General features: G+C 32.4%; 14 protein-coding genes and 10 pseudogenes. All 24 read right to left on the bottom strand.

Translation table 11 applies throughout. The annotated features are described in order from the left end of the window. Window positions 1-223: 223 nt before the first annotated feature. Window positions 224-1,594 (bottom strand): HAMP domain-containing sensor histidine kinase, encoded by a 1,371-nt coding sequence (locus DYE57_RS06715; RefSeq protein ID WP_115313373.1) that lies wholly within the window; start codon window positions 1,592-1,594, stop codon window positions 224-226. Continuing rightward, a complete protein-coding gene (locus DYE57_RS06710; protein ID WP_115313372.1) occupies window positions 1,591-2,250 on the bottom strand; it encodes a response regulator transcription factor in 660 nt (219 codons plus the stop codon). Before DYE57_RS06710 ends, DYE57_RS06715 begins: the two co-directional genes overlap by 4 nt. Window positions 2,251-2,455: 205 nt before the next feature. Then, window positions 2,456-2,566, bottom strand: a pseudogene (locus DYE57_RS12350) (hypothetical protein); the annotation flags it as partial. A 169-nt stretch (window positions 2,567-2,735) separates the two neighbouring features. After that, window positions 2,736-3,489, bottom strand: a pseudogene (locus tag DYE57_RS06705) (DeoR/GlpR family DNA-binding transcription regulator). 7 nt (window positions 3,490-3,496) lie between these two features. Further along, window positions 3,497-4,820 (bottom strand): annotated as a pseudogene (locus tag DYE57_RS06700) (MATE family efflux transporter). Next, window positions 4,807-5,663, bottom strand: a pseudogene (locus DYE57_RS06695) (metallophosphoesterase family protein). Before DYE57_RS06695 ends, DYE57_RS06700 begins: the two co-directional pseudogenes overlap by 14 nt. 13 nt (window positions 5,664-5,676) lie before the next feature. Continuing rightward, window positions 5,677-6,572, bottom strand: a pseudogene (locus DYE57_RS06690) (carbohydrate ABC transporter permease). Window positions 6,573-6,588: 16 nt separating this feature from the next. Continuing rightward, window positions 6,589-8,277 (bottom strand): annotated as a pseudogene (locus DYE57_RS06685) (type 2 periplasmic-binding domain-containing protein). An 11-nt stretch (window positions 8,278-8,288) separates the two neighbouring features. Further along, a pseudogene (locus DYE57_RS06680) lies at window positions 8,289-9,244 on the bottom strand (ABC transporter permease). After that, window positions 9,241-10,326, bottom strand: a pseudogene (locus tag DYE57_RS06665) (ABC transporter ATP-binding protein). The pseudogenes DYE57_RS06680 and DYE57_RS06665 overlap by 4 nt, the downstream one beginning before the upstream one ends. Window positions 10,327-10,631: 305 nt before the next feature. Beyond that, window positions 10,632-11,246, bottom strand: a complete 615-nt coding sequence (locus DYE57_RS06660; RefSeq protein ID WP_115313367.1) for a phosphatase PAP2 family protein — start codon at window positions 11,244-11,246, stop codon at window positions 10,632-10,634. Window positions 11,247-11,258: 12 nt separating this feature from the next. Then, window positions 11,259-12,332 carry an undecaprenyldiphospho-muramoylpentapeptide beta-N-acetylglucosaminyltransferase gene (locus tag DYE57_RS06655; protein ID WP_115313366.1) on the bottom strand — a complete coding sequence of 358 codons (1,074 nt, stop codon included), beginning with the start codon at window positions 12,330-12,332 and terminating at the stop codon, window positions 11,259-11,261. 17 nt (window positions 12,333-12,349) lie between these two features. Continuing rightward, entirely contained in the window at window positions 12,350-12,853 is a 504-nt protein-coding gene (locus tag DYE57_RS06650) for a GNAT family N-acetyltransferase (RefSeq protein WP_115313365.1), read from the bottom strand. A 203-nt stretch (window positions 12,854-13,056) separates the two neighbouring features. Further along, window positions 13,057-14,529, bottom strand: coding sequence for a S41 family peptidase (locus DYE57_RS06645; protein ID WP_115313364.1), 1,473 nt, complete (start codon window positions 14,527-14,529; stop codon window positions 13,057-13,059). A gap of 300 nt (window positions 14,530-14,829) precedes the next feature. Further along, a complete protein-coding gene (locus DYE57_RS06640) occupies window positions 14,830-15,054 on the bottom strand; it encodes a YozE family protein (RefSeq protein WP_115313363.1) in 225 nt (74 codons plus the stop codon). Beyond that, complete coding sequence (locus DYE57_RS06635; protein ID WP_115313362.1) at window positions 15,054-15,554, bottom strand: PTS sugar transporter subunit IIA; 501 nt, start codon at window positions 15,552-15,554, stop codon at window positions 15,054-15,056. Before DYE57_RS06635 ends, DYE57_RS06640 begins: the two co-directional genes overlap by 1 nt. Window positions 15,555-15,566: 12 nt before the next feature. Then, a pseudogene (gene msrB / locus DYE57_RS06630) lies at window positions 15,567-15,994 on the bottom strand (peptide-methionine (R)-S-oxide reductase MsrB). Beyond that, complete coding sequence (gene msrA, locus DYE57_RS06625; protein WP_115313361.1) at window positions 15,987-16,514, bottom strand: peptide-methionine (S)-S-oxide reductase MsrA; 528 nt, start codon at window positions 16,512-16,514, stop codon at window positions 15,987-15,989. The pseudogene msrB and the gene msrA overlap by 8 nt, the downstream one beginning before the upstream one ends. 107 nt (window positions 16,515-16,621) lie before the next feature. Further along, window positions 16,622-17,461, bottom strand: coding sequence for a DegV family protein (locus DYE57_RS06620; protein WP_115313360.1), 840 nt, complete (start codon window positions 17,459-17,461; stop codon window positions 16,622-16,624). A 10-nt stretch (window positions 17,462-17,471) separates the two neighbouring features. Beyond that, on the bottom strand, window positions 17,472-17,957 hold the full coding sequence (locus DYE57_RS06615; protein ID WP_115313359.1) for a dihydrofolate reductase: 486 nt from the start codon (window positions 17,955-17,957) through the stop codon (window positions 17,472-17,474). 56 nt (window positions 17,958-18,013) lie between these two features. After that, entirely contained in the window at window positions 18,014-18,970 is a 957-nt protein-coding gene (locus DYE57_RS06610) for a thymidylate synthase (protein ID WP_115313358.1), read from the bottom strand. Window positions 18,971-19,142: 172 nt separating this feature from the next. Then, window positions 19,143-19,581, bottom strand: a pseudogene (gene brxA, locus DYE57_RS06605) (bacilliredoxin BrxA). A 64-nt stretch (window positions 19,582-19,645) separates the two neighbouring features. Further along, window positions 19,646-20,647: a virulence factor gene (locus tag DYE57_RS06600; RefSeq protein ID WP_115313357.1), complete on the bottom strand. Its 1,002-nt coding sequence runs from the start codon at window positions 20,645-20,647 to the stop codon at window positions 19,646-19,648. A 29-nt stretch (window positions 20,648-20,676) separates the two neighbouring features. Next, window positions 20,677-20,931, bottom strand: coding sequence for a NifU N-terminal domain-containing protein (locus DYE57_RS06595; protein WP_115313356.1), 255 nt, complete (start codon window positions 20,929-20,931; stop codon window positions 20,677-20,679). Window positions 20,932-20,942 lie beyond the last annotated feature (11 nt).

Genomic DNA, 20,942 nt, shown 5'->3' with positions numbered 1-20,942 from the left:
ACACCCTCCACAAAAATTATGAAACGCTTACATGATTATCATAGCATTATTTGAAATTTTGTTAAAGTACATTTACCTATTTAAATCGATTTATATAGATAAAGCAGAACCACTCTTAATTGGTTCTGCTTTAAACTAAATAATTTATTGAATTGTAAATAATAGATATTTAAAATGTAAGCGTTTAATTCATCTTTTTACTTATGCTTAAATGAAGTACTAACTAATTATGCATTGGAAAACAAATTCTAAAAGTTGTGTACTGTTGAAGTTCGCTCTCAACTTGAATCGTTCCACCATTAAGTTGAACGATCTTCTCAGCTATGGATAATCCTAGACCATTACCCCCTTGACTGCGTGCACGTGATTTATCAACTCGGTAAAATCTATCGAAGATAAAGTCTAAGTCAGCTTTAGGAATTCCCATACCATGGTCTGTGATTTCAATAATGATCATTTTGTTTTTTAGTTGAGTATGAATAGCTATATGTTTATTTTCTGTATCATATTTCATCGCGTTATCAATAAAGATAAGTAATAATTGTTCAAATTGGTGTTGGTTAATTTTAAGTTGGATAGGTTTAGATGAAAATTGTGTCTCAAATGTATAATCAGGGTGTAAATGTTGTAATGATTTAACTCTAGATTGGATTTCATCATTGACATTAACATTTTCAGATTCCAAAACATTGTTGTTAACCCTATCCTTTGTAAGCAGTAATAATTCTTCAACAAACTTTGTGATTCGATTGACTTCCTCAATAGAAATATCTAAAGATTCTTCTAAAACCGCTGGATCTTTTTTCCCCCATCGTTGAATGAGGTTGAGATGACCTTGAATAATTTGAAGAGGGGTTCTTAATTCGTGAGAGGCATCTTCTACGAATTGACGTTGCTGATTGAAAGACTCTTCAATTTGATACATCATTTCATTAAATGTATCAATTAAATTATCTGTTTCTTCATAATTAGTGGTTAATTCAAGTTTGTTTTGAAAGCCATCTCTTCTGATTTGATTCATTTTATTCGACATTGTCACAATAGGCTTTGTGATTTGTGAAGAAAAAATATAATTAATACCTGCAGTAATCACTGTAGCGATTAATCCAAATGCTAATGCAACGATATATAAGGACCTTACAAGATTATCATAATTTTGTAACGAGTGAACTAAAACGCTATATCCTGAAAAGTCTTTTGAATGTATGGGTTCTGTAATAATTAAATAATTAATACCATTATTTTTGTGAATATGGATGCGTTTAGGATGACTAATATCTAACTTTTTATCATAATGTACAATATTATCATTTGAAGTTTGAATTAATTTTCTTCCTTTATCATCATAGATAAGTACTTCTTGGAAGTTTTCTAAAGAGGCGTTCAAGTCTAAGGCTGAAATATCATTTAAAGGTTTAGAATGAAACAGGTTGGCAATATCATTTGAACTTCTCTCAGCTTCATCGAGTTCACTATTTCTTAATGTATCTTTTAAAAAGAAAATAATTATTAAACAAAATAATAATATAGTAGTAAAGGTAATAAGCGTTGTGATTAACATCCATTTGTATTTTAATTTTTGGCGTTTGATCATCGAATCACATATCCTACTCCACGAACGGTTTCAATAGACTTCTCTTTATTAAAAGGTTTTAATTTATTTCGCAAATATCGGATGTATACATCAACGACATTGGTTTCAACTTTACTATTGAACCCCCATACGTGATCTAAAATTTGTTCACGTTGCATGACATGATTTCTATTTTCGGCTAAAACAAACAATAAATCATATTCAGTCTTGGTTAACTCTAATTGTTCACCGTCCACTGTCACTTTAAAAGCTTCTTTATCAATAATAATGCCATTAATATCAATGATATCCTTTTGAGGTTGTCGGCGTAAAACTGCTCTAATTCTTGCGAGAAGTTCTTCAATATCGAATGGTTTAACGATATAGTCATCGGCACCGTAGTCCAATACCACTACTTTATCATATGTGTCGCTCTTAGCTGTAATAATGATGATTGGTGTCGATTGCTTTTGACGAATTTGTCTACAAATTTCTAATCCATTAATATTTGGAAGCATTAAATCTAAAATAAAGAGGTCGTACGACTTAGTTAATGCTTTTTCTAAACCTATACGGCCATCATTTTCAATGTCTACATGATAGTTTTCATGCGTGAGTTCAAGTTCTATAAATCGAGCGAGATTTTGCTCGTCTTCTACGATTAAAATATTTGTCATATTTGCACCTCATGATACATCTTACTCAATAGAGATTTGTTGAAAAAGATGTAAAATTTAATTGTTAATATTTGTTAATAATCTATCTCTATTTACTTATTCTATTTTATCATGAATGCCATCGTAATTCTGAAAAAATAATTATCACTCATTATTGATTTGACGGCTCTTCTTAACACTAGACCGTGTTTTAGAAAAAAATTTAGGTTTCTAATTGACAATAGCTCTCAATATTGTATAATACTAATTGAAAATGATTATCAATTCCAACTAGAACATTCCCCCCACATACATGACGTTTTATTGGATTGGTCATTTTCAATTATCCCCTTTTATATGCCCGTAAAAGACTAACGTTGAGAAACAACGTTTCAATAAAAGTAGTAGACCTTTGACACTTGAGGTCCACTGCTTTTTTAGTTGCGCTATCACAAGGTGGTTAGCGCAACTTATACTTATCCCATTAATACCCATCGTTTTATGAATTAGATTTGTAACCAATTCTTGTGATTAAATTGAGTCATATTTTGTGGTCTTGCATAATCAGAAATCATAAAATCAATTTCCTTAAACACATCAATACGGAGCAGCATTAGCATCACGTTTACTACTATCAGCTAAGAGATAACTCGTTTTACTTTGCCCAATCATAAGATGACTTGCATGTGCTTCTTCTAAATCATATTCATAACAATCGCTTGTATCAAATGAACCGCAAGAAATCAATGCTTGATCAAATTTGAATCTTTGTAATAATTCATTTGTCATATGACCTCTCACTACATCCTGCTCCGTGTTTGTTTTGCCCGTCTCACCTTGAATTCGTTGTCTTTCAATAGCACGGTTCAATTCATCTGTGATTTTCAAAGAATTTGTAACTATAGTTACTTGAGTAATATGATTAAGAAATTTAGGGATTCTACCAGTAGTTGTGCCACCATCAATGAGAATAATCTCTCCAGGTTGTATGAGTGATGCTGCTTTTTTAGCTATTCGTGATTTAACATGAGCTTGTTTGTGCCATTTATTTGTATAAGGTTTCTCTTTGTTCATATGATTATATTTAATTGCGCCACCATGAGTACGTGTAATCAGTTTATCGTATTCCAATATTTCTAAATCCCTACGCACAGTTTCAGGTGTCACTTGAAGAAATAAGGCTAAATCTTTAACAGCGACTTCACCATATTGACTAATGCGTTTTCGAATCAAACTTAAACGTTCATTTCTTTTATACATAAATCATTTATACTCCAATCTGCTTCATGAGTGCTTTCCAGCGACCTTTACGCCATCTTTTAAACATTAAAATAAATCTCAAACCTTCATCCACAATATTCACTAGAATAATTCCTGTGTAACCGAAACCGCATTTAATACCTAATATGTAACTCCCTGGTAAAAGTAAAATCCAAGTCGTTAAAATACTTACTGTTACAGGAAAACGTATATCTCCAGCTACATTTAATAAATCCGCAATTAAATTATTAATTGCACGAAGGGGTTCTAAGCCTATTAAGATTGATAAATAATAGATAATAAGATGATACGTTTGTGTATCATGCGTTATTAAAGGACCTAACATAATAAAGGCAATCACAACACAAAACATAATTATGAAAGATTGCATGATGTTAAATAATATACTTTTGTTCACACTTTGTTGCAGAACTTTATTTCGTTGATGTGCAATAAGCTTTCCAAAGTAAATTTGACTTGTTGTACTAAATGCCATGGCATAACTAAAAGAAATACTACTTAATACAGTAGAAACAGATTTAGCGGCTATAACTTGAGTTCCCAACATCGCAATGAACGCTGTCGTAAACGTTTGAGCTAAATTATATGAAATCTGTTCACCAGCACTTGGTACACCTAAAGATAAGACACTGTGTATCTTGTACCAACTTAATTTAAAATCACTTAACTGAGGACGATAAACACGTAACAAAGTTATTGTTGCTAATACACAGCCAATTAAACGACTGATAGCAGTTGCCACTGCTAATACTGGATTACCTATTTGATGTGGTACCACAAAAAGCACAATGCTATTTAACAAAATGTTGGTCATATTACTGATTACAGTTATCCTCGTTGTAGATCTGGCATGATTAACCATACGTAACACAGTCCCTATAAACATTTGACATGTTATTAAAGTGAAGACACTGAGTAAAATTAAACCAAATTGATATGTTAAGCGAAAGATATCTTTGGGTACTTGAAAAAGCCACAATATTTGTGAAAACAGAATACCAATAACTATCGTAAATATGAGTGAAACAACCAGGTTAAGTGATAGATTATGATAAATTTCTTTAGAAATACTTAAATCATTGTGTTCTTTGAGGTGTACCAAACGTATACTTGTTCCTACGTGTATGATAGTCACTAAAAAAGTCATAAGCATTATAATTTGAGTCGATAAACTTGATGCTGCAATGGCTTCTGTACTGTAACTATTTAACATTAATGTATCTGTTTGACTCATAATCAATCAATATAAAGGGTTGCTCTATTAAGATGGGAATATATAGTGCTCGAAAGTTTGTTTTAGAAACGATCATCAAATTCTAAGACTTTCGATTTATAAAAACCGTTTGGACTAAGTTCAATTAATCGAGCACCTCGTTGTAAATCACCGTATGTGTTATAACCGCTAACACGACCGAAGTTTAAACGGATACCATATAAATTAATTGTAAAATCATTATCATGATCGTGGCCAACAAACATACCTTCTATATCTCTATTTAGTAACATTTGACTAAATAAATCAGAGTTAATTTTAGAACAAGCAATGGGTTCATTAAAACTACCATGGAACTCTTTTACATTCTCAATTTCTCTATATTCTTGAAGTGGGATATGTGTAAATAATAAATTATGATGAAAGCTTTTGTGATATTCTCCTTGATAAGCTTTATAGGTTTGTTTAAGCCAATGTACATGTTCTGGATGAATAAAATCATAATCTCCGATGCTAAATGGATTATAATCACCGCCGCCAATAATATAGAAAATATGAGTGAGTGCACCATCAATATTAAATTTCAATCGTGTATGCCTCTTTATCATCAATAATACATTGATGATGCTTTTGGATGTAATTTTCAGAATGTTTATCTTCAATCTCACGTAAATCACATCGTTTTAAAATGCTTTCGGTATCATGGTTGCCAAATGTTGTAGCAATTTTTGTATCATATTGATTTAAATAATTCATTAACTCAGTATAGACACGTCCTGAATCTAGAACACCCTCTGACCAAATTTGATCGCTTGTTAATATAGTAATGTCAGGTTTGTAATGTGTCATCATATGATGGATTAAATCAATATGTCTTTTGATCTTTTTCGTTGTTGTTAGGACCTATATGTAAATCACTCAACTGTAATATTGTTGTCATTATTTTATCTCCTTTACTCTTTAGTGGAACCAATATTTATACCTTTGACAAAGTGTTTTTGGACGAATGGGAATAGGAATAATACTGGAATGGTCATCAGTACAATCATTGCCATTTGCATTGAATCTCTTGTTATTGTTAACTTATCTAACATTGCGTAAGAGCCAGATTTTTGTTTTAATGCATCGGCGATGGCTGCTTGTCTTGTTAACATGTCTTGTAACACAGTTGCTAATGGTTTGAGGTTTGGGTTACGTACGAAAAATGCACCTGTAAACCAATCGTTCCATTGACTAACTGTATTAAATAATGTAATAGATGCTACTACTGGTTTACTCATAGGTAAAACGATTTTCCAAAAGATTTGAAAATCATTGCATCCATCAACGCGTGCTGATTCAATCACTCCTGAAGGTAGCTGATTAAAAAAGTACGTATAATTAAAATGTTATAAACAATATAAAGTGAAGGGAGGATATAAACCCAAAACGTATCTGTTAAATGTAATTGATTTAACAGAATATAGAGTGGTACAACTCCAGCACTAAATAACATTGTAAACACGAGAAATAATGAAATAACTCTCCTAAATGGTAACGTCTTTATAGTTAAAACATACGCCGCAATCGCAGTTAAAATGACACTAAGTATTGTGCCAATCACAGTTTTAGCAATACTAATGAATAAAGCATTGAGTAAAGTTACCTGTTTAAATATTTCTTTAAAATTGTCTAGAGAAAACTTACGAGGATAGAATGTGATGCCACCTTTTTGAGCATCTACCCCTGAATTAAAAGCTAAAGCGAAAATATTAATCATAGGTAATATAATTGATACAACCATGACTAAAATAAAAATGATTGAGAAAATACGAATGATGATTGCACTTTTATCTTTTGGAATATTCATTGTTTAAGTCACCCTTTTAATAAATGATTTGAGTATTTTTATAGTCGCGTTGATGTTCGACGTATTTTTCAAACTGATCAAGTCCTGCATCTTTGAGACGTGCTTCAGCACTATCTATAATTTGTTGAGCTTCTTTATCAGAATGGGAATAATAAGCACGTTTAATAGCATCATCATAATCATCAATTGCAATTTCTAAATCTTCACCATATTCGTATTTAGATAAAAATGATTTAACAGTAAGGCCATTAACAATTTTGGCATGCTTTTGACGCTCGTCATAATGCCACATATCAGCTATTTTTTCCGGTGTCGTTTTATGAGTCTTAGTGTTATCACCATACTCTGTTTCACCAAAATCTTTTTTATTATCGATATCTGTATAGCCCAAATGATCTGCCCAATAAGCACCAGCGCCTCTGAAGCCACGTTTTTTAGCTTTTTCAGGATTAGTTTTGATTTCTTTAAGGACTTCAGGCTTGACATGAGGATTGCCTTTTTATCTAACGTATAGTCACGTCCTTTGATACCATATTGACCCAATAATTTTGCTTCACGACTGGCTAAGAAGTCAGCTAGTTTTACGACATCTTCTGGATGTTCTGTGATACTAGGTACAGCCCAGCCATTGGCTCCAGATTTATATGGTTTTTAACTCTAAACTTACCTTTTACTGTATTGAGCGGTCCTAAAGGAACGTATTTCATATTTTGATTTTCTGTAACAAAGTTATGCAAATCTGACACGATGCCCCACGAACCATTAACTAAGCCTTCTTTAGCTTTATTCTCTTCCATTGTATAAAATTCTTTAGTCATTAATCCTTTATCCATCAAGTTTTTGACATATCGTACACGTTTCATTGGATAATCTGTTTGAGATTCATGCACAATTTTCTTTCCTTTATTTAAAAACTTTTCATCTGCTTGTCCTGTCCACACGAGATCATTGTAAAATTTCGTGCGATCATCTTCGCCCCATGCAGTAGGACCCAATAGGTGTAATTTCTTTTCCATTATCATCTTTGAAATGATGTTCTTTCATCTTTTCCGCTAAACATTCGACATCTTTAGACGTATGAATAGATGAAGGTTTAATATTTAATTTTTCCATAATATTTCGGCGTACATATGGGCCACCCACCGTACGTCGTTCTTCTTGACCCGCATGTCGATTAATACCCATATGTACTAGGTTATGTTTCGTCTAACTCTTTATTAAACATGATATTATCTTTGGTATCTTTGGGTAGATAACCTTTTTTAAAATATTTACTGTAAATTTTAGTATCTTTTAGCATTTTAGTAAGATTTGTTAGACGTCCTTGCTTTGCTGCTTTAGTTAATACTTTCATTTCTGGATGCCCGCTATCATCGAGATAATAGACAATAAAATCTGGTAAATCACCTGAAGCAAGTCCTGATGTTAGTGCCTCAGTAGAATCGTCATTTGAAACTGTTTGAAGCTCTAGTGTGATACCAGTCTTTTTCTTTAATTCCTGAGCGATTTCTTTATTCATTTTCGGAGAAGCGTCATTATCACTTTCAAAAACAAGACCTTTTAGTTTTCTATCTGCTATCCATGTGCTTGGTTTACCTTTAGCATCTGCTTTTCGTTTTGCATCATTTTGTGTATGATTTCTTCCACATGCTGATGCAATCAGTACGATCATTATGAGTAAGATGATGAGCGATTTCTTATCCATATACATTCTCCTTAGTATAGTGAAGTATTTAATTTTTTATCGGCAATTCTATTTATTAGAACAACTGCAATCAGTCCTATTACACCTTGAAGTAGACTAATAGCGATGTCGTAACTAAAGTCCCCTTGTTCAATCCCCGTTCGAATTACAAACGTATCAAGGATTTCAGAAACATTTGAACTTCCAGGTGTTTTAAGTAAAAAGATTTGATCGAAACCAGCTTTTAAAATATCTCCCAAAGAAATGATAGAAAGAATAACGATGGTTGGTGTTAACATTGGTAATGTAATATGAATAATTTGTTTGAAGCGGTTTGCTCCATCAATTGCTGCTGATTCATAAATTTCTGGATTAATACTCATAATTGCCGCAAAGTAAATGATTGAGTCCCATCCTACATTTTTCCAAAGATAGCTTGAGAACGTGATAGTGTGGAAATACTCTGGATTCATCATGAAGTACGTCGAACCACTACCTCCTAACTGTTGAATCAATTGACTGATGAGGCCATCATCAGGTGCGAGTAATTTTTTAAAGATACCAACTACGACCACCCAAGATAAGAAGTGTGGAATATATAAGGTGCCTTGAAAAGCACCTTGTATTTTTCCTAATTTAGATTCTTTAATCTCGCTAAACATAATCGCAAGAATGATAGGAAAAGGAAGTGCTAAAATGAGTTTCATTGCACTAATCACTAACGTATTAATAATAATCTGTGCACAACGTGAATCAAAAAGCGTGAGAAGTAATGAAGTCCTTTCCATTCCCCACCTATGATTCCAGTATCAAAGCGAAAATCTTTAAAGGCTAACACAAGACTCGTCATTGGCATGTAATTAAAAATGAGATAAAAAAACAAGCAAGGTAAAATCATCAAATATAAAATTTTATGTTCCCAAATACGTTGTAATAAAGATTTTTGATGAGTGTGATGAACTTGATGTCTTTTGTTATTTGGCTTCATTGTGACGTAACCTCCTGACGTAAACGTTCACCCGAAGAAATATTGAAATAATGAGCATCGGTTGGATTGATGCCAAAAGATACAGTTTGTCCGATGTTGAAATTTAAATTACTATCAACAGCTGCGATAATTTTTTGATTTTCTAAATGACAATGAAGTAACTGGTATGCGCCAGTGAGTTCTACCAAATCAATAACTAAATGACTTAATTGAATAGGATATTGAGATTCCTCAATATCGGTAATTAGCTTTAAATCTTCAGGGCGTATCCCCAATCTACATTGAATTTGAGAAGTACAATCAATAGCAGATTGGTCAGCTATCTTTAATCCATTGATATACTATGCATCAATATGATTTGTAATTGTCATCATATTCATTGATGGACTGCCAATAAAGGTTGCAACAAATTCATTGTCCGGGCAATTATAGATATCTTCTGGTGTTCCAATTTGTTGAATCTCCCCTTGATTCAAAATGACGATACGTGATGCCATTGTCATTGCTTCAGTTCGGTCATGTGTCATGTAAATGGTAGTTGCTTTCATTTGATTATGTATTTTAATAATTTCGCTTCACATCGTACTTCTTAATTTAGCGTCTAAATTTGATAATGGCTCATCCATAAGAAAGATTTGAGCTTCTCTAACGATGGCACGACCTAATGCGACACGTTGTCGTTGCCTTCCTGATAGTGCTTTAGGTTTTCAACCTAACAAGTTTTCGATTTCAAGAATTTTAGCAGCTTGTTGAATCTTTTCATCATACACTTTCTTTTTGATTCCACGTATTTTAAGACCAAAAGCTAAATTCTTATATACCGTCATATGAGGATATAATACGTAATTTTGGAATACCATTGAAATATTACGATCTTTCGGTTGTAGGTCGTTAATGACTTTACCATCTACAGTGATTTGCCTTTCGCTTATTTCTTCAAGACCTGCAATCATACGTAAAGTAGTAGATTTCCCACATCCAGATGGACCTACAAATTCATTATCAGCAATATCTAAATTAAAATTCTTTACTGCGTGACTACCATTTTCATATACCTTGTTTAAATCCTTGATTTGTATCATGTCTTTACTCCTTTGAAAATATACTCACAAACTAAGTATAGATAGACACTTTTAAAACAAACTTTTTCCAAAATTAAGTTTTCGTAAATCAAAAATCTTTGTTATTTAATTTTCAAAAGGAAAAAGACTAAAAACGTTAATATAACAATGTTTTTAGTCTTAGTGTTACCAAAGATAAAACAAAAAAATTAATATAGCATTAAAAATTTTTAAGTTCATATTACAATATGTCATAAATAATCCACCTCAAAATATAGTTGCTTTTCGAGGTGGATGTTGAGTGACAAATCGATTTTATTTTTTTATTAAACTACAAGTTGCTTTCTTAGAATGAAAGTTGATAATACGATACAAAATGCACCACCAATGATTCCAGCAATTATATCTGTTGGGTGATGCACACCTAAATAGACTCTAGATGTAGAAATAAGTAATATGAATAAGGCGCACAAACCAATAAGTACACCTTTTGAAAGTCCAGAACCGTGGCGGTTTAAAATATAAATGGCACTACCGAAGAATGAAGTTGAGCCCATGGCATGACCACTTGGAAAACTAAAGCCTGAGATATCTATTAATCGAAGCAATGTAGGTCGTTCTCTATCAAAAATATTTTTTAATATAGGATTAAGAATACTTGATAAACTCATCACTAGAGCAAAAAATAACATTTCTATTCTATACCGTTTAATCATCAAATATGCAACTAATATTAGTGATAATGTCACCATAGCCCATACTTCTCCAATTTTAGTGGCTCCAAGCATAATTGAAGTAGTGATGAAGCTTTCAGATGAATAGATAAACTCATATACTTCATTATCAATCCATTTTACAAGACGAGATTCATGGAAAAAAGCGATAATACCGAAGATGAGTGTAAATACAATGAGTAACGAAATGCGTTTCCAACGATTCATGATTGGTGCCCCCTACTTATTTAATGCATCATGGATTATTTTATCAAATAAATCTTCTTTCGTATAACTTTCTTTATAAGTTTCCATTTGTTTAATAATGCTTTCACGATGCTTTTCAATATTACTTAACGCTTCTAAAAGTTTAATGTCAGTGAGGTCATCTTCAAGTATATGTCTACTATATCCTTTAGATTCAAAGTTTTTAGCATTATCAATTTGATCTCCTCGTGATTGATCTAAACCTAGTGGGACAAGGAGGATGGGAATTCGTAAAGTTAAAAATTCGTATATAGCATTTGACCCAGCACGACTTACTACTGTATCTGTAATGGCTAATAAATCAGTTAAGTCATCTTTTACAAATTCATATTGTATATAGCCTTCTTTGTTGATAGATGAATCGACAAGCCCTTTACCAGTTAAATGTATGATGTGATAGTCATGAAGTAGTGGTTCTAAGTTTTGTCTGATGATTTCATTTAATTTCTTGCTACCGAGGCTTCCGCCCATTACAAGTAAGACCTTCTTATCATGATCAAATCCAGTTAATTGATAACCACGTTTTTGATTCCCTTGTTTTAAATCTTCACGCACAGTAGCGCCAACAAAATCTGATTTATCTTTTGGAAGATAAGCCAATGTATCTTCAAATGTTGTATAGATTTTTTTAGCAAATTTAAGAGAAATTTTATTCGCTAATCCAGGTGTTAAATCAGATTCATGAATGATTGTTGGTATTTTTAATGAGCGTGCAGCAATGACAACTGGCACACTAACAAAACCACCTTTTGAGAAAAGTAAATCTGGTTGTTGTTTTTTTAATATTTTGCGAGCATCTAAAATTCCTTTCAGAACTTTAAAGACATCTTTTGCATTTTCAAATGATAAATAACGACGTAGTTTACCACTTGATATTGGATAATAGTCAATATCAGGTAGTTGAGATTCTATCATTTCTCTTTCGATACCGTGTTTTGAGCCGATATAAAATGCTTTGTTGCCTTTAGCAATAGCAGTAGGAATGAGACTCAAGTTTACTGATACATGGCCTACTGTTCCTCCACCAGTAAATGCAATTTTTGTCATAAATACTACCTCTATTCTTATATGTTTTTATAATATGCGTAAAAAGGAGCACCTCTATCAAATGGATGATAATCAATTTCAGCTTCACCAACTTTAGTAAATCCAAACTTCTCAAATAGACCTTGCGCAGGTTTATTGAGCGCAAACGTGTCTGTAAGAATGACATGAATACCGTATTCTTCAGTTAAATCTACCGCGAATTGAAAAAGTTCTGTTGCTGCACCTTTATAATCTTTAGATCCAGCTAAACGATGGATGACATAAGCACCCTCTCGATTGACTGGCCAATCAATGTCATCATACCACTCTGATTGGTTTTGGTCGATAACAATGAAACCATAAATTGTTTGATTAACATCTAAAACATAAATTGTTTCAGAATCGATGTCTTCTTCAAAATGCTCTGTAGCGGGGTATTTTTCATCCCATTGGTTATTATTGAATTCTCTCATTAATTCTTTTGATTCATCAACAAGCTTTTCAATATTAGGTAAATCATTTTTTGTTGCTAATCTAATCATGTTTCTAAAACACCTCTTTTAAAATAAAAAATTTATACGCCTCATTTATAAATAAACAAATGAGACGTATATTAAACTTCGGAACGGTAATTATAAGTTTCTTTTATGTTATGCCAAGAAACTATTTAATCATCGAAAAACACAGCATTACTAAGCACTTATTGTTAAAGAAAAAGTGACAAACCATTGGGTTCATAAAACTATTATAGTTTATCTAATAATTGTTCTAACACTGTATCGTTTCTATTGGATTTCTCAACTAATTGTTGCGTAAATTTATCATTTGTTTGTTTGTCAAAATTACCTGTTACGTTTAAGTGGTTATCTTTTTGGAAAGCTTTAATTTCTGCTTTTAATGCTGAATTAAAAGTTGTTGATTCATTATCAATTTTATATCCTAGAGCAGTTAATCCAATTTTCATTGTTTTAACGTTTTTATTTGAGTCGCCTTCTTTATACGTCTTATTGTTAGGAATGACATTAAGTGATTGATATTTAGGTGTTGCGATTGTGACATCTGGTTTGATTCCTTTGCCATGGATATAATGACCATCAGGTGTAAGCCACTTCATTTCAGTATACTTAATAAGTGAACCATCATCGAATTCTCGAGTTGTTTGAACAATCCCTTTACCAAACGTTTTAGAACCATAAACTTTAGCCTTATGATAATCTTTCAATGCTCCAGTGAAGACTTCCGAAGCACTTGCTGATCCTTCATTAACTAAGATAGAAATCTTCATATCTTTAGCTTGATTTAATGAATCATTCGACGTTTTTAGTTGTTCTTTGTCATCGCCTTTTTCTAATTGAACGACAGTTTTTCCTTTGTCAATAAAGATGTTAGCCATTTTTACAGCTTCCTCTAGTAAGCCTCCGGGATTATTTCTTAAATCTAAAACGATATTTCGAACGCCTTGTTTGTGAGCTTTGATGATAGCAAATTTTAATTCGCCAGACGTGTTATTTTGGAACTTGTTAATAGTTAAAACACCGACATTACCTTTTTTCTCGTATTCAACACTTTTAACGTGAATGGTGTCTCGCTTAATTTTAATATCCTTTTCTTGAGAACCGCGTTTGATTGTCAAAATTACATTAGTACCTTTTTTGCCTCGTACCATTTTAACAACTTGATCGAGTGGTTTACCTACAACTGAATGATGATTGACTTTAGTAACGGTGTCTTTAGGTTGGATTCCTGCTTTTTCAGCTGGTGAATCTTTGATAGGACTTGTAATGCTAATTTGATCATTTTTCTTCTGCATTTCTGCACCTATTCCTACAAAATCTCCTGAAACACCTTCATTAAATTGTTTTGTCTCTTCAGCAGTCATATACTCTGAGTATGGATCTTTTAATTCTTTAACCATGCCATTGATTGCAGATTGAGTGAGCTTATCGGAACTTTGCTTTTTGTAGTAATCTTTACTCAATTTTTTGTAAACAAATTCAATCTTTTTTAAATTAGCACGTTGGTCTTTATTGAGTCCGCTTATTTTATGACTAACTATAATCGTTGCTGCTATGGTAATTGCGGCGGTTAGTATCATAACGCCTAAGATGATGAGGACAAATTGCCATATTTTAAGTTTTACTTTCTTTTTGTGTTGAGATGATGTTTGTTTTTTATCATTATGAGGAAATGTATCTTCATTTTTAGTCTCATTACTCACGTCATCACTCCCTTTATTTTTAGATAATCGAACATTTAATTTATGTAAAGTATGATTCTCATTATTATAAAATGAATGTTTAATTATCTACTATCTTTATTATTAAATAATTCATTTAAAGATACATGAGTCGGAAGAAGTATCCTTTAAAAATTAAATAAATATAATTTAAGTATGCCCTTGTAACAGAAACATAGCAAATAAAACGTGGGAGTGTATCTGAATTCGTTAAAGAAAGTTTGAATTCAAGATTACACTCCCTATTTATTAAAACTTCATGTTTGTTAACTAAATGACTTACTAAAATTTTAACCATTCTGCGTACTCTTCGTATAAATCATCAAAGACATACATCGGTAAAGTAAATTCGCTTTCGGTTTCAATGTATTCAGATAACACATGAAAGTTGTCTTCATGTTTAGGAAACGCAAGATCATCAAAAATTTGCTCAGCTAACTGTCCTTTATTATCTTTTCGACCACGAACTGTCATCGCAAATTGATAAAATGAATAATTTTTAACCATTAGCTCATAGTCACATCAATCACTTGATTTTCTCCTTTAACTACAGCTTGTACATCTTCAATATGAATAGTCTCAGTTTGATCAGAATTAGTAATAATAATTGGAGAAATAACAGATTTAGCATTTTTACTGATATATTCTAAATTGAATCGAATAAGTGAATCTCCAACATTTACTTTATCTCCGCTTTCAACTAATACTTCGAAACCTTTACCATCTAATTGAACTGTATCTAAGCCAATGTGAACTAATAGCTCTAAACCATTGTCAGCTTTTAAGCCTAGAGCATGTTTAGTAGGAAAGACGTTATCTACTTTCCCTTCAATTGGTGATAATACTTCGCCTTCTGTAGGATTAATTCCGAAACCTTCACCCATCATTTTTTGTGCAAATACAGGATCAGGAATATCTTCAATTTTGACGTATTCACCAGTTAATGGTGCGTAAATTTTAATATTTTTATTTACTTCTTTCCCTTTTCCGAACAATTTCTTAAACATTCATCTTCACTCCTATTTTTCAAAATGTGAAATTAAGTCTCCATATCCTAACTCTTCTAGTTTATCATAAGGAATAAATTGGATAGCTGCAGAGTTAATAAATATCTTAAACCACCTGATTCTTTAGGGCCATCATTAAACACGTGACCTAAATGACTATTGGCTTCTTCTGAGCGAACTTCAGTTCTAATCATGCCGAATGATTTGTCGACAAGTTCAACAATTTCATCATCATCTAACGCTTTTGAAAAACTTGGCCAACCGCAATTGGACTCAAATTTTTCTTCAGAAGTGAATAGTGGTTTGCCTGATAATTTATCAACATAAATACCTTTATCAAAGTGGTTCCAATATTCATTTTGAAAAGGAGGTTCAGTTCCACTTTCTTGAGTAACTAAATATTCCATATCATTTAATTCATCTTTGCTCTTTTTAATCATGTTGAGCCCCCCAATGGGATTCTATAAATGCCTTTCTGCCAGATCCACGTTGGTATTGTTCATAATGCATGGGATTCTTCTTGTAATAATCTTGGTGATAATCTTCTGCTGGATAGAAGTTTTTATATGGTTTAATTAGCGTAATAACAGGTTTATTGAAAATACCTTGTTCGTTAATTTGTTGTTTCTTTAACTCAGCTGCCTTTTTCTGTTCTTCATCGTGATAAAAGATGACCGGCTGATAGCTTTCGCCCCTATCAAAGAATTGACCACCATGATCAGTAGGGTCAAATGTTTTAAAATAAACATCTAATATATTCTCGAATGAAGTGATGTTGGGATCATATTCTATTTGCACAGCTTCAACATGACCAGTTTGATTAGTACAAACTTGTTTATATGTTGGATTTTCTACGTGGCCACCACTATAGCCTGATGTGACTGATTGTATGCCTGGATATGATGTAAAGGGTTTAACCATACACCAGAAACAACCTCCTGCGAGTGTTGCATATGCCATCTAAATCCCCTCTTTATGTTATCTCTTTTTAAATAATTTACGCTATATGAAGATGAATTTAAAGTATTTTATTTAGTCAATGCTGTATACCAGTTTGTTTTTAGTTTTTAGTCACGTAAAACGACTAAGCCAATAGCTCCTTGACCTGTATGTGTTGAAATGACAGGCGTTGTAACATTGACATCAAATTGGTTGAAATTAAATGCTTCTGAAAATGAATTTTTAATTTTATCAACGAATTCTATTATATTCGCATGAGCAATACCAATAGATTTGATAGAATGATTGTCGATAAATTCAGTAATTTCTTTTCTTAAATATTGAATACTTGAATTTTGCGTTCTAGAGTTATGAACTAACTCTAATTTGCCATCATTTAATGTTCCAATAGGTTTGATTTTCATGATATTACCAATAAGTCCTTTAGTTTTACTAATGCGTCCACCTTTTATAAGCTGATTGAGTTGACCAATGACTACGAATAATTGCATATTATCACGGAGTCGATTCACACTTTCAACGATATCTTGTATAGGTATTTCTTTATTAATTAATTCAACAATATGCTTAATTTGATATCCCAATCCAAATGAGATTGATTTAGAATCTATGACAGTAATATTCCCCTCAACCATTTGACTTGCTTGTACAGCAGTGTTGTATGTGCCGCTTAACCCTGATGATAAGTGAATACTAATTATTTTTACATCTTCTTCAGCAAGCGCTTCATATTTTTCAATGAATCGACCTATTGGAGGTTGACTCGTTTTAACGTCAGCATCGTCCTCCAAATAATCAATATATTCCTTAGATGAAATATCTAATTGATCATTATAAGATTGACCGTTAATAGTTAGGCTTAACGGTACAACATGAATGTTGTTTTGTTTTAAATAATCATGTGATAAATCAGAGGTTGAATCTGTGACGATAATTTGTTTAGTCATAATTGTCCTCCTATTGACCTTTTCTCCGCACTAAATGTAAAAATGTATGAGGAATTGTATTTTTTTCGTCTAATTGACCTTCAATTGAGGATTCAACTTCCCAGTCTTCAAATGTATATGTAGGGAAGAATGTATCTCCTTGGAATATTCCATCAACAACAGTAATATACATATCATCAACTTTGTCTATCATTGCTTCGAAAAGTGTTTGTCCACCAAAAATAAATACATGGCCAGGCAAATTTTCAATATCTTCTAAAGAATTGATAACGTCTACCCCTTCGCGATTAAATGATGGATTAGTTGTTAGAACGATATTACGTCTATTGGGTAATGGTTTGTCAATTGAATTAAAAGTTTTGCGACCCATGATGAGTGTATGACCAGTTGTCAATTGTTTCACATGCTTTAAATCGTTAGGTAAATGCCAGGGTAATTGGTTTTGGTAACCAATTACTCTTTGTTTATCGTGTGCGACAAGAATTGATAAAGTCATTGTCTTCCTCCTTCCTAAATTTAAAATATGATGTTGGTTCTTATGAAAATAAAAAATTATACTGCAATGGGTGCTTTAATAGCAGAGTGTGATTCGTAATCAACTATTTCTAAATCTTCATAATTAATATCAAAAATGGATTTATCAGAATTAATATTTAATTGAGGTGGTTGATAACTTTCGCGAGCAAGTTGTGTGTGAATGGCTTTCATATGATTAGAGTAAATATGTGCATCACCAAAAGTATGTACAAATTCTCCGACTTCAAGATTACATTCTTTAGCTATAAGATGAGTCAGTAATGCATAACTCGCAATATTAAATGGAACACCAAGGAATACATCAGCACTACGTTGATATAAATGACAACTTAATTTACCCTCTTGTACATAAAATTGAAACATCGTATGACAAGGCGGCAATGCCATTGAGTCAATTTCAGTTGGATTCCATGCTGATACAATATGCCTTCTAGAATTTGGATTGGTTTTAATTTGATTTATAACTGTTTTAATTTGATCGAAGTGATTACCATCTTTATCTTCCCAATCTCGCCACTGTTTGCCGTAAACATTACCTAAATCACCATATCGACTCGCAAATGCATCGTCATTAAGGATACGTTCTTTAAAAGTTTTCATTTCCTTTTTGTATTGTTCATTAAATTTTGAATCTTGCTGTGAACGATGACCGAAATCAGTCATATCGGGACCGTGGTAATTGTCTGATTGCACATACTTTTCAAACGCCCACTCATTCCAAATATTATTATTATATTTAAGAAGATATTGAATATTTGTATCTCCTTTTATAAACCATAATAATTCAGTAGCAACTAATTTAAATGAAACTTTTTTAGTTGTTAGTAGTGGGAATCCTTTTGAAAGATCAAAACGTAATTGATGACCAAATTTAGAAATCGTACCTGTATGTGTGCGATCATCACGTTGGTTACCTATCTCTAATATCTCCTCGCATAAGCTGTGATAAGCTTCATCGAATGGATTATACATGTGTACAACTCCTTAATCAGTAAATTTAATTCATATTAATAAACATTATACTAGAAATCATGAACTGTTAGAAGAGAGAGTCATTCAAGATTAAGAATTTTTCGTGATAGATAAATAAATAAAATTTCTTTAAAAACCGAGTGACTTTACTCATCTACTCGGTATTTTTGAATTATTGACAATTGTTATCAAATGCATCTTTTAAATTCATAGCAATATCGTTGATGTCTCGACCTTCAATATGTTCACGTGGAATAAAATGAACTAAATTTTGTCCTTTAAATAACGCGTAAGAAGGATTAGATGGCACTTGTTGGATATAGTCTCGCATTGTTTGAGTTGCTTCTTTATCCTGACCTGCAAATACTGTTAGTTTGTGGTTAGGTTTTGCTTCATTTTGTTCTGCAACAGCAACTGCAGCAGGTCTTGCTAATCCAGATGCACATCCACACGTTGGATTAATAACGACAAATGTTGTTTCATTATCGGGTTACTTGATGCATATATTTATTGACTTCTTCGCTGGTTTCTAGGGTTTTGAAACTATTTTCAGTGAGTTCAGCACGCATTTGTTGTACTAATTCTTTCATATAAACTTCGTATGCATTTATTATTTGACTCTCCTTTATTTTTAAAAATTAATATGAACTAGCGTTCACGATTGGCTATTTGTTTCTACACTGAACCTAGCGCCTCATCACCATTTTCAATTCTTGAAATCGCCATTTCAATTTGCATTTTGACCCCATAGGCTGAATCATCAGCATGTACTTTAAGTGAGTGTAATTGTTTCTCATTGCCCTCATCAAAGATAAACATTGCTGATCGCCATCTCACAATTTTTTGAGGATCTGCTAATGCCTTCTCCATTTCAGGTAAGGCTTCTTTAAACACTAAATCACTAATGCAATCACCAGCTGTACGTCTAACTGCCGGACTTTGATCATGTAATCCCTTATAGATGTAAGGAAGTACGTCGGTACTTTCTATCATACCTAGTAATACAACAGCTTCACGTCTTAAAGGTATCTTTTCTTCTGCCAATGCAGTTTCTAATAATGGAATGTCATTGATTGCTGGTGTTGGAAAAGCTTTAAGCATTCGCAGACGAGCTTTCCAATCATGAGTGTTGCTGTATTTTTCTAAAGTGATATGATGAAAATGTTGTTTAGGAACAACAAAATCTGTCGTAAGTGCTTCATTGACTAAATTTTCAAGACGTTGTTTGGGATAAAGCGCGAGCACTTCCTCGTAAAGATCATTCATTACATCTTGTAACTCGTCGTATCTAATGCCAAAGTCCTGCCACTTTCTTATAAATATTATATTGTCGTTATCTTTTTGAGTTTCCAACATTTTATCAATGTAGATTTCAGGAAGTTGTTTACGTTTTTCTTCTTTATTTGAAGTTAGTTTGAGTTGATAAGGTTTACCTTTAAACATTAACACTTCTGCATGAACTTCTCCGTAATGTTCATCTGGTTTTTGGTCAAGTTGAAAGGTTTCTTCATGATTTAGTGTTGAAGTAATTAAGGGTAATACATTTTCCCAATCTGCTTTTGGTTGTTTATCATTAACTGTTGTATAAGTAGTTGATTGATTATCTTTTCTCTTCTCAGATAATACAATTTTCATTGTATTAGGACTAGGTGTTGGTTCAACACGTACAATTTCCATCTATATCCCCCTCTTATTATAGATGAATTTTACTGATTAAAGGTTTCTTGAATTTGAGGTAGTATTTCATCCCAACTAGCGTTTTCTTCCTTATCAACTGAGATGAAATCCATAACATAAAAGACAGATTTAACACCATCGATTGTAAATAATCGATTAATAAAATTAGGTTGCCCTTCTTTAGCTGAGGTATATGTGGTTGATGAATGATCTTGGCGCGATTTACTTAAAGTGATTTTCATCGTATTATAATTAGGCGTTTCTGAAATTGTTAAGATTTCCATAATGATGACCT

Source organism: Staphylococcus saccharolyticus (assembly GCF_900458815.1).
Taxonomy (GTDB): domain Bacteria; phylum Bacillota; class Bacilli; order Staphylococcales; family Staphylococcaceae; genus Staphylococcus; species Staphylococcus saccharolyticus.
This window is presented reverse-complemented; position numbering and strand designations above follow the sequence as displayed.

Bases quoted from the DNA above. Each gene is read 5' to 3' on its own strand.
- DYE57_RS06715 (WP_115313373.1), bottom strand. From the start codon at position 1,594: ATGATCAAACGCCAAAAATTAAAATACAAATGGATGTTAATCACAACG.
- DYE57_RS06710 (WP_115313372.1), bottom strand. From the start codon at position 2,250: ATGACAAATATTTTAATCGTAGAAGACGAGCAAAATCTCGCTCGATTT.
- DYE57_RS06660 (WP_115313367.1), bottom strand. From the start codon at position 11,246: ATGAATCGTTGGAAACGCATTTCGTTACTCATTGTATTTACACTCATC.
- DYE57_RS06655 (WP_115313366.1), bottom strand. From the start codon at position 12,332: ATGACAAAAATTGCATTTACTGGTGGAGGAACAGTAGGCCATGTATCA.
- DYE57_RS06650 (WP_115313365.1), bottom strand. From the start codon at position 12,853: ATGATTAGATTAGCAACAAAAAATGATTTACCTAATATTGAAAAGCTT.
- DYE57_RS06640 (WP_115313363.1), bottom strand. From the start codon at position 15,054: ATGGTTAAAAATTATTCATTTTATCAATTTGCGATGACAGTTCGTGGT.
- DYE57_RS06635 (WP_115313362.1), bottom strand. From the start codon at position 15,554: ATGTTTAAGAAATTGTTCGGAAAAGGGAAAGAAGTAAATAAAAATATT.
- msrA (WP_115313361.1), bottom strand. From the start codon at position 16,514: ATGGCATATGCAACACTCGCAGGAGGTTGTTTCTGGTGTATGGTTAAA.
- DYE57_RS06620 (WP_115313360.1), bottom strand. From the start codon at position 17,461: ATGACTAAACAAATTATCGTCACAGATTCAACCTCTGATTTATCACAT.
- DYE57_RS06615 (WP_115313359.1), bottom strand. From the start codon at position 17,957: ATGACTTTATCAATTCTTGTCGCACACGATAAACAAAGAGTAATTGGT.
- DYE57_RS06610 (WP_115313358.1), bottom strand. From the start codon at position 18,970: ATGTATAATCCATTCGATGAAGCTTATCACAGCTTATGCGAGGAGATA.
- DYE57_RS06600 (WP_115313357.1), bottom strand. From the start codon at position 20,647: ATGGAAATTGTACGTGTTGAACCAACACCTAGTCCTAATACAATGAAA.
- DYE57_RS06595 (WP_115313356.1), bottom strand. From the start codon at position 20,931: ATGGAAATCTTAACAATTTCAGAAACGCCTAATTATAATACGATGAAA.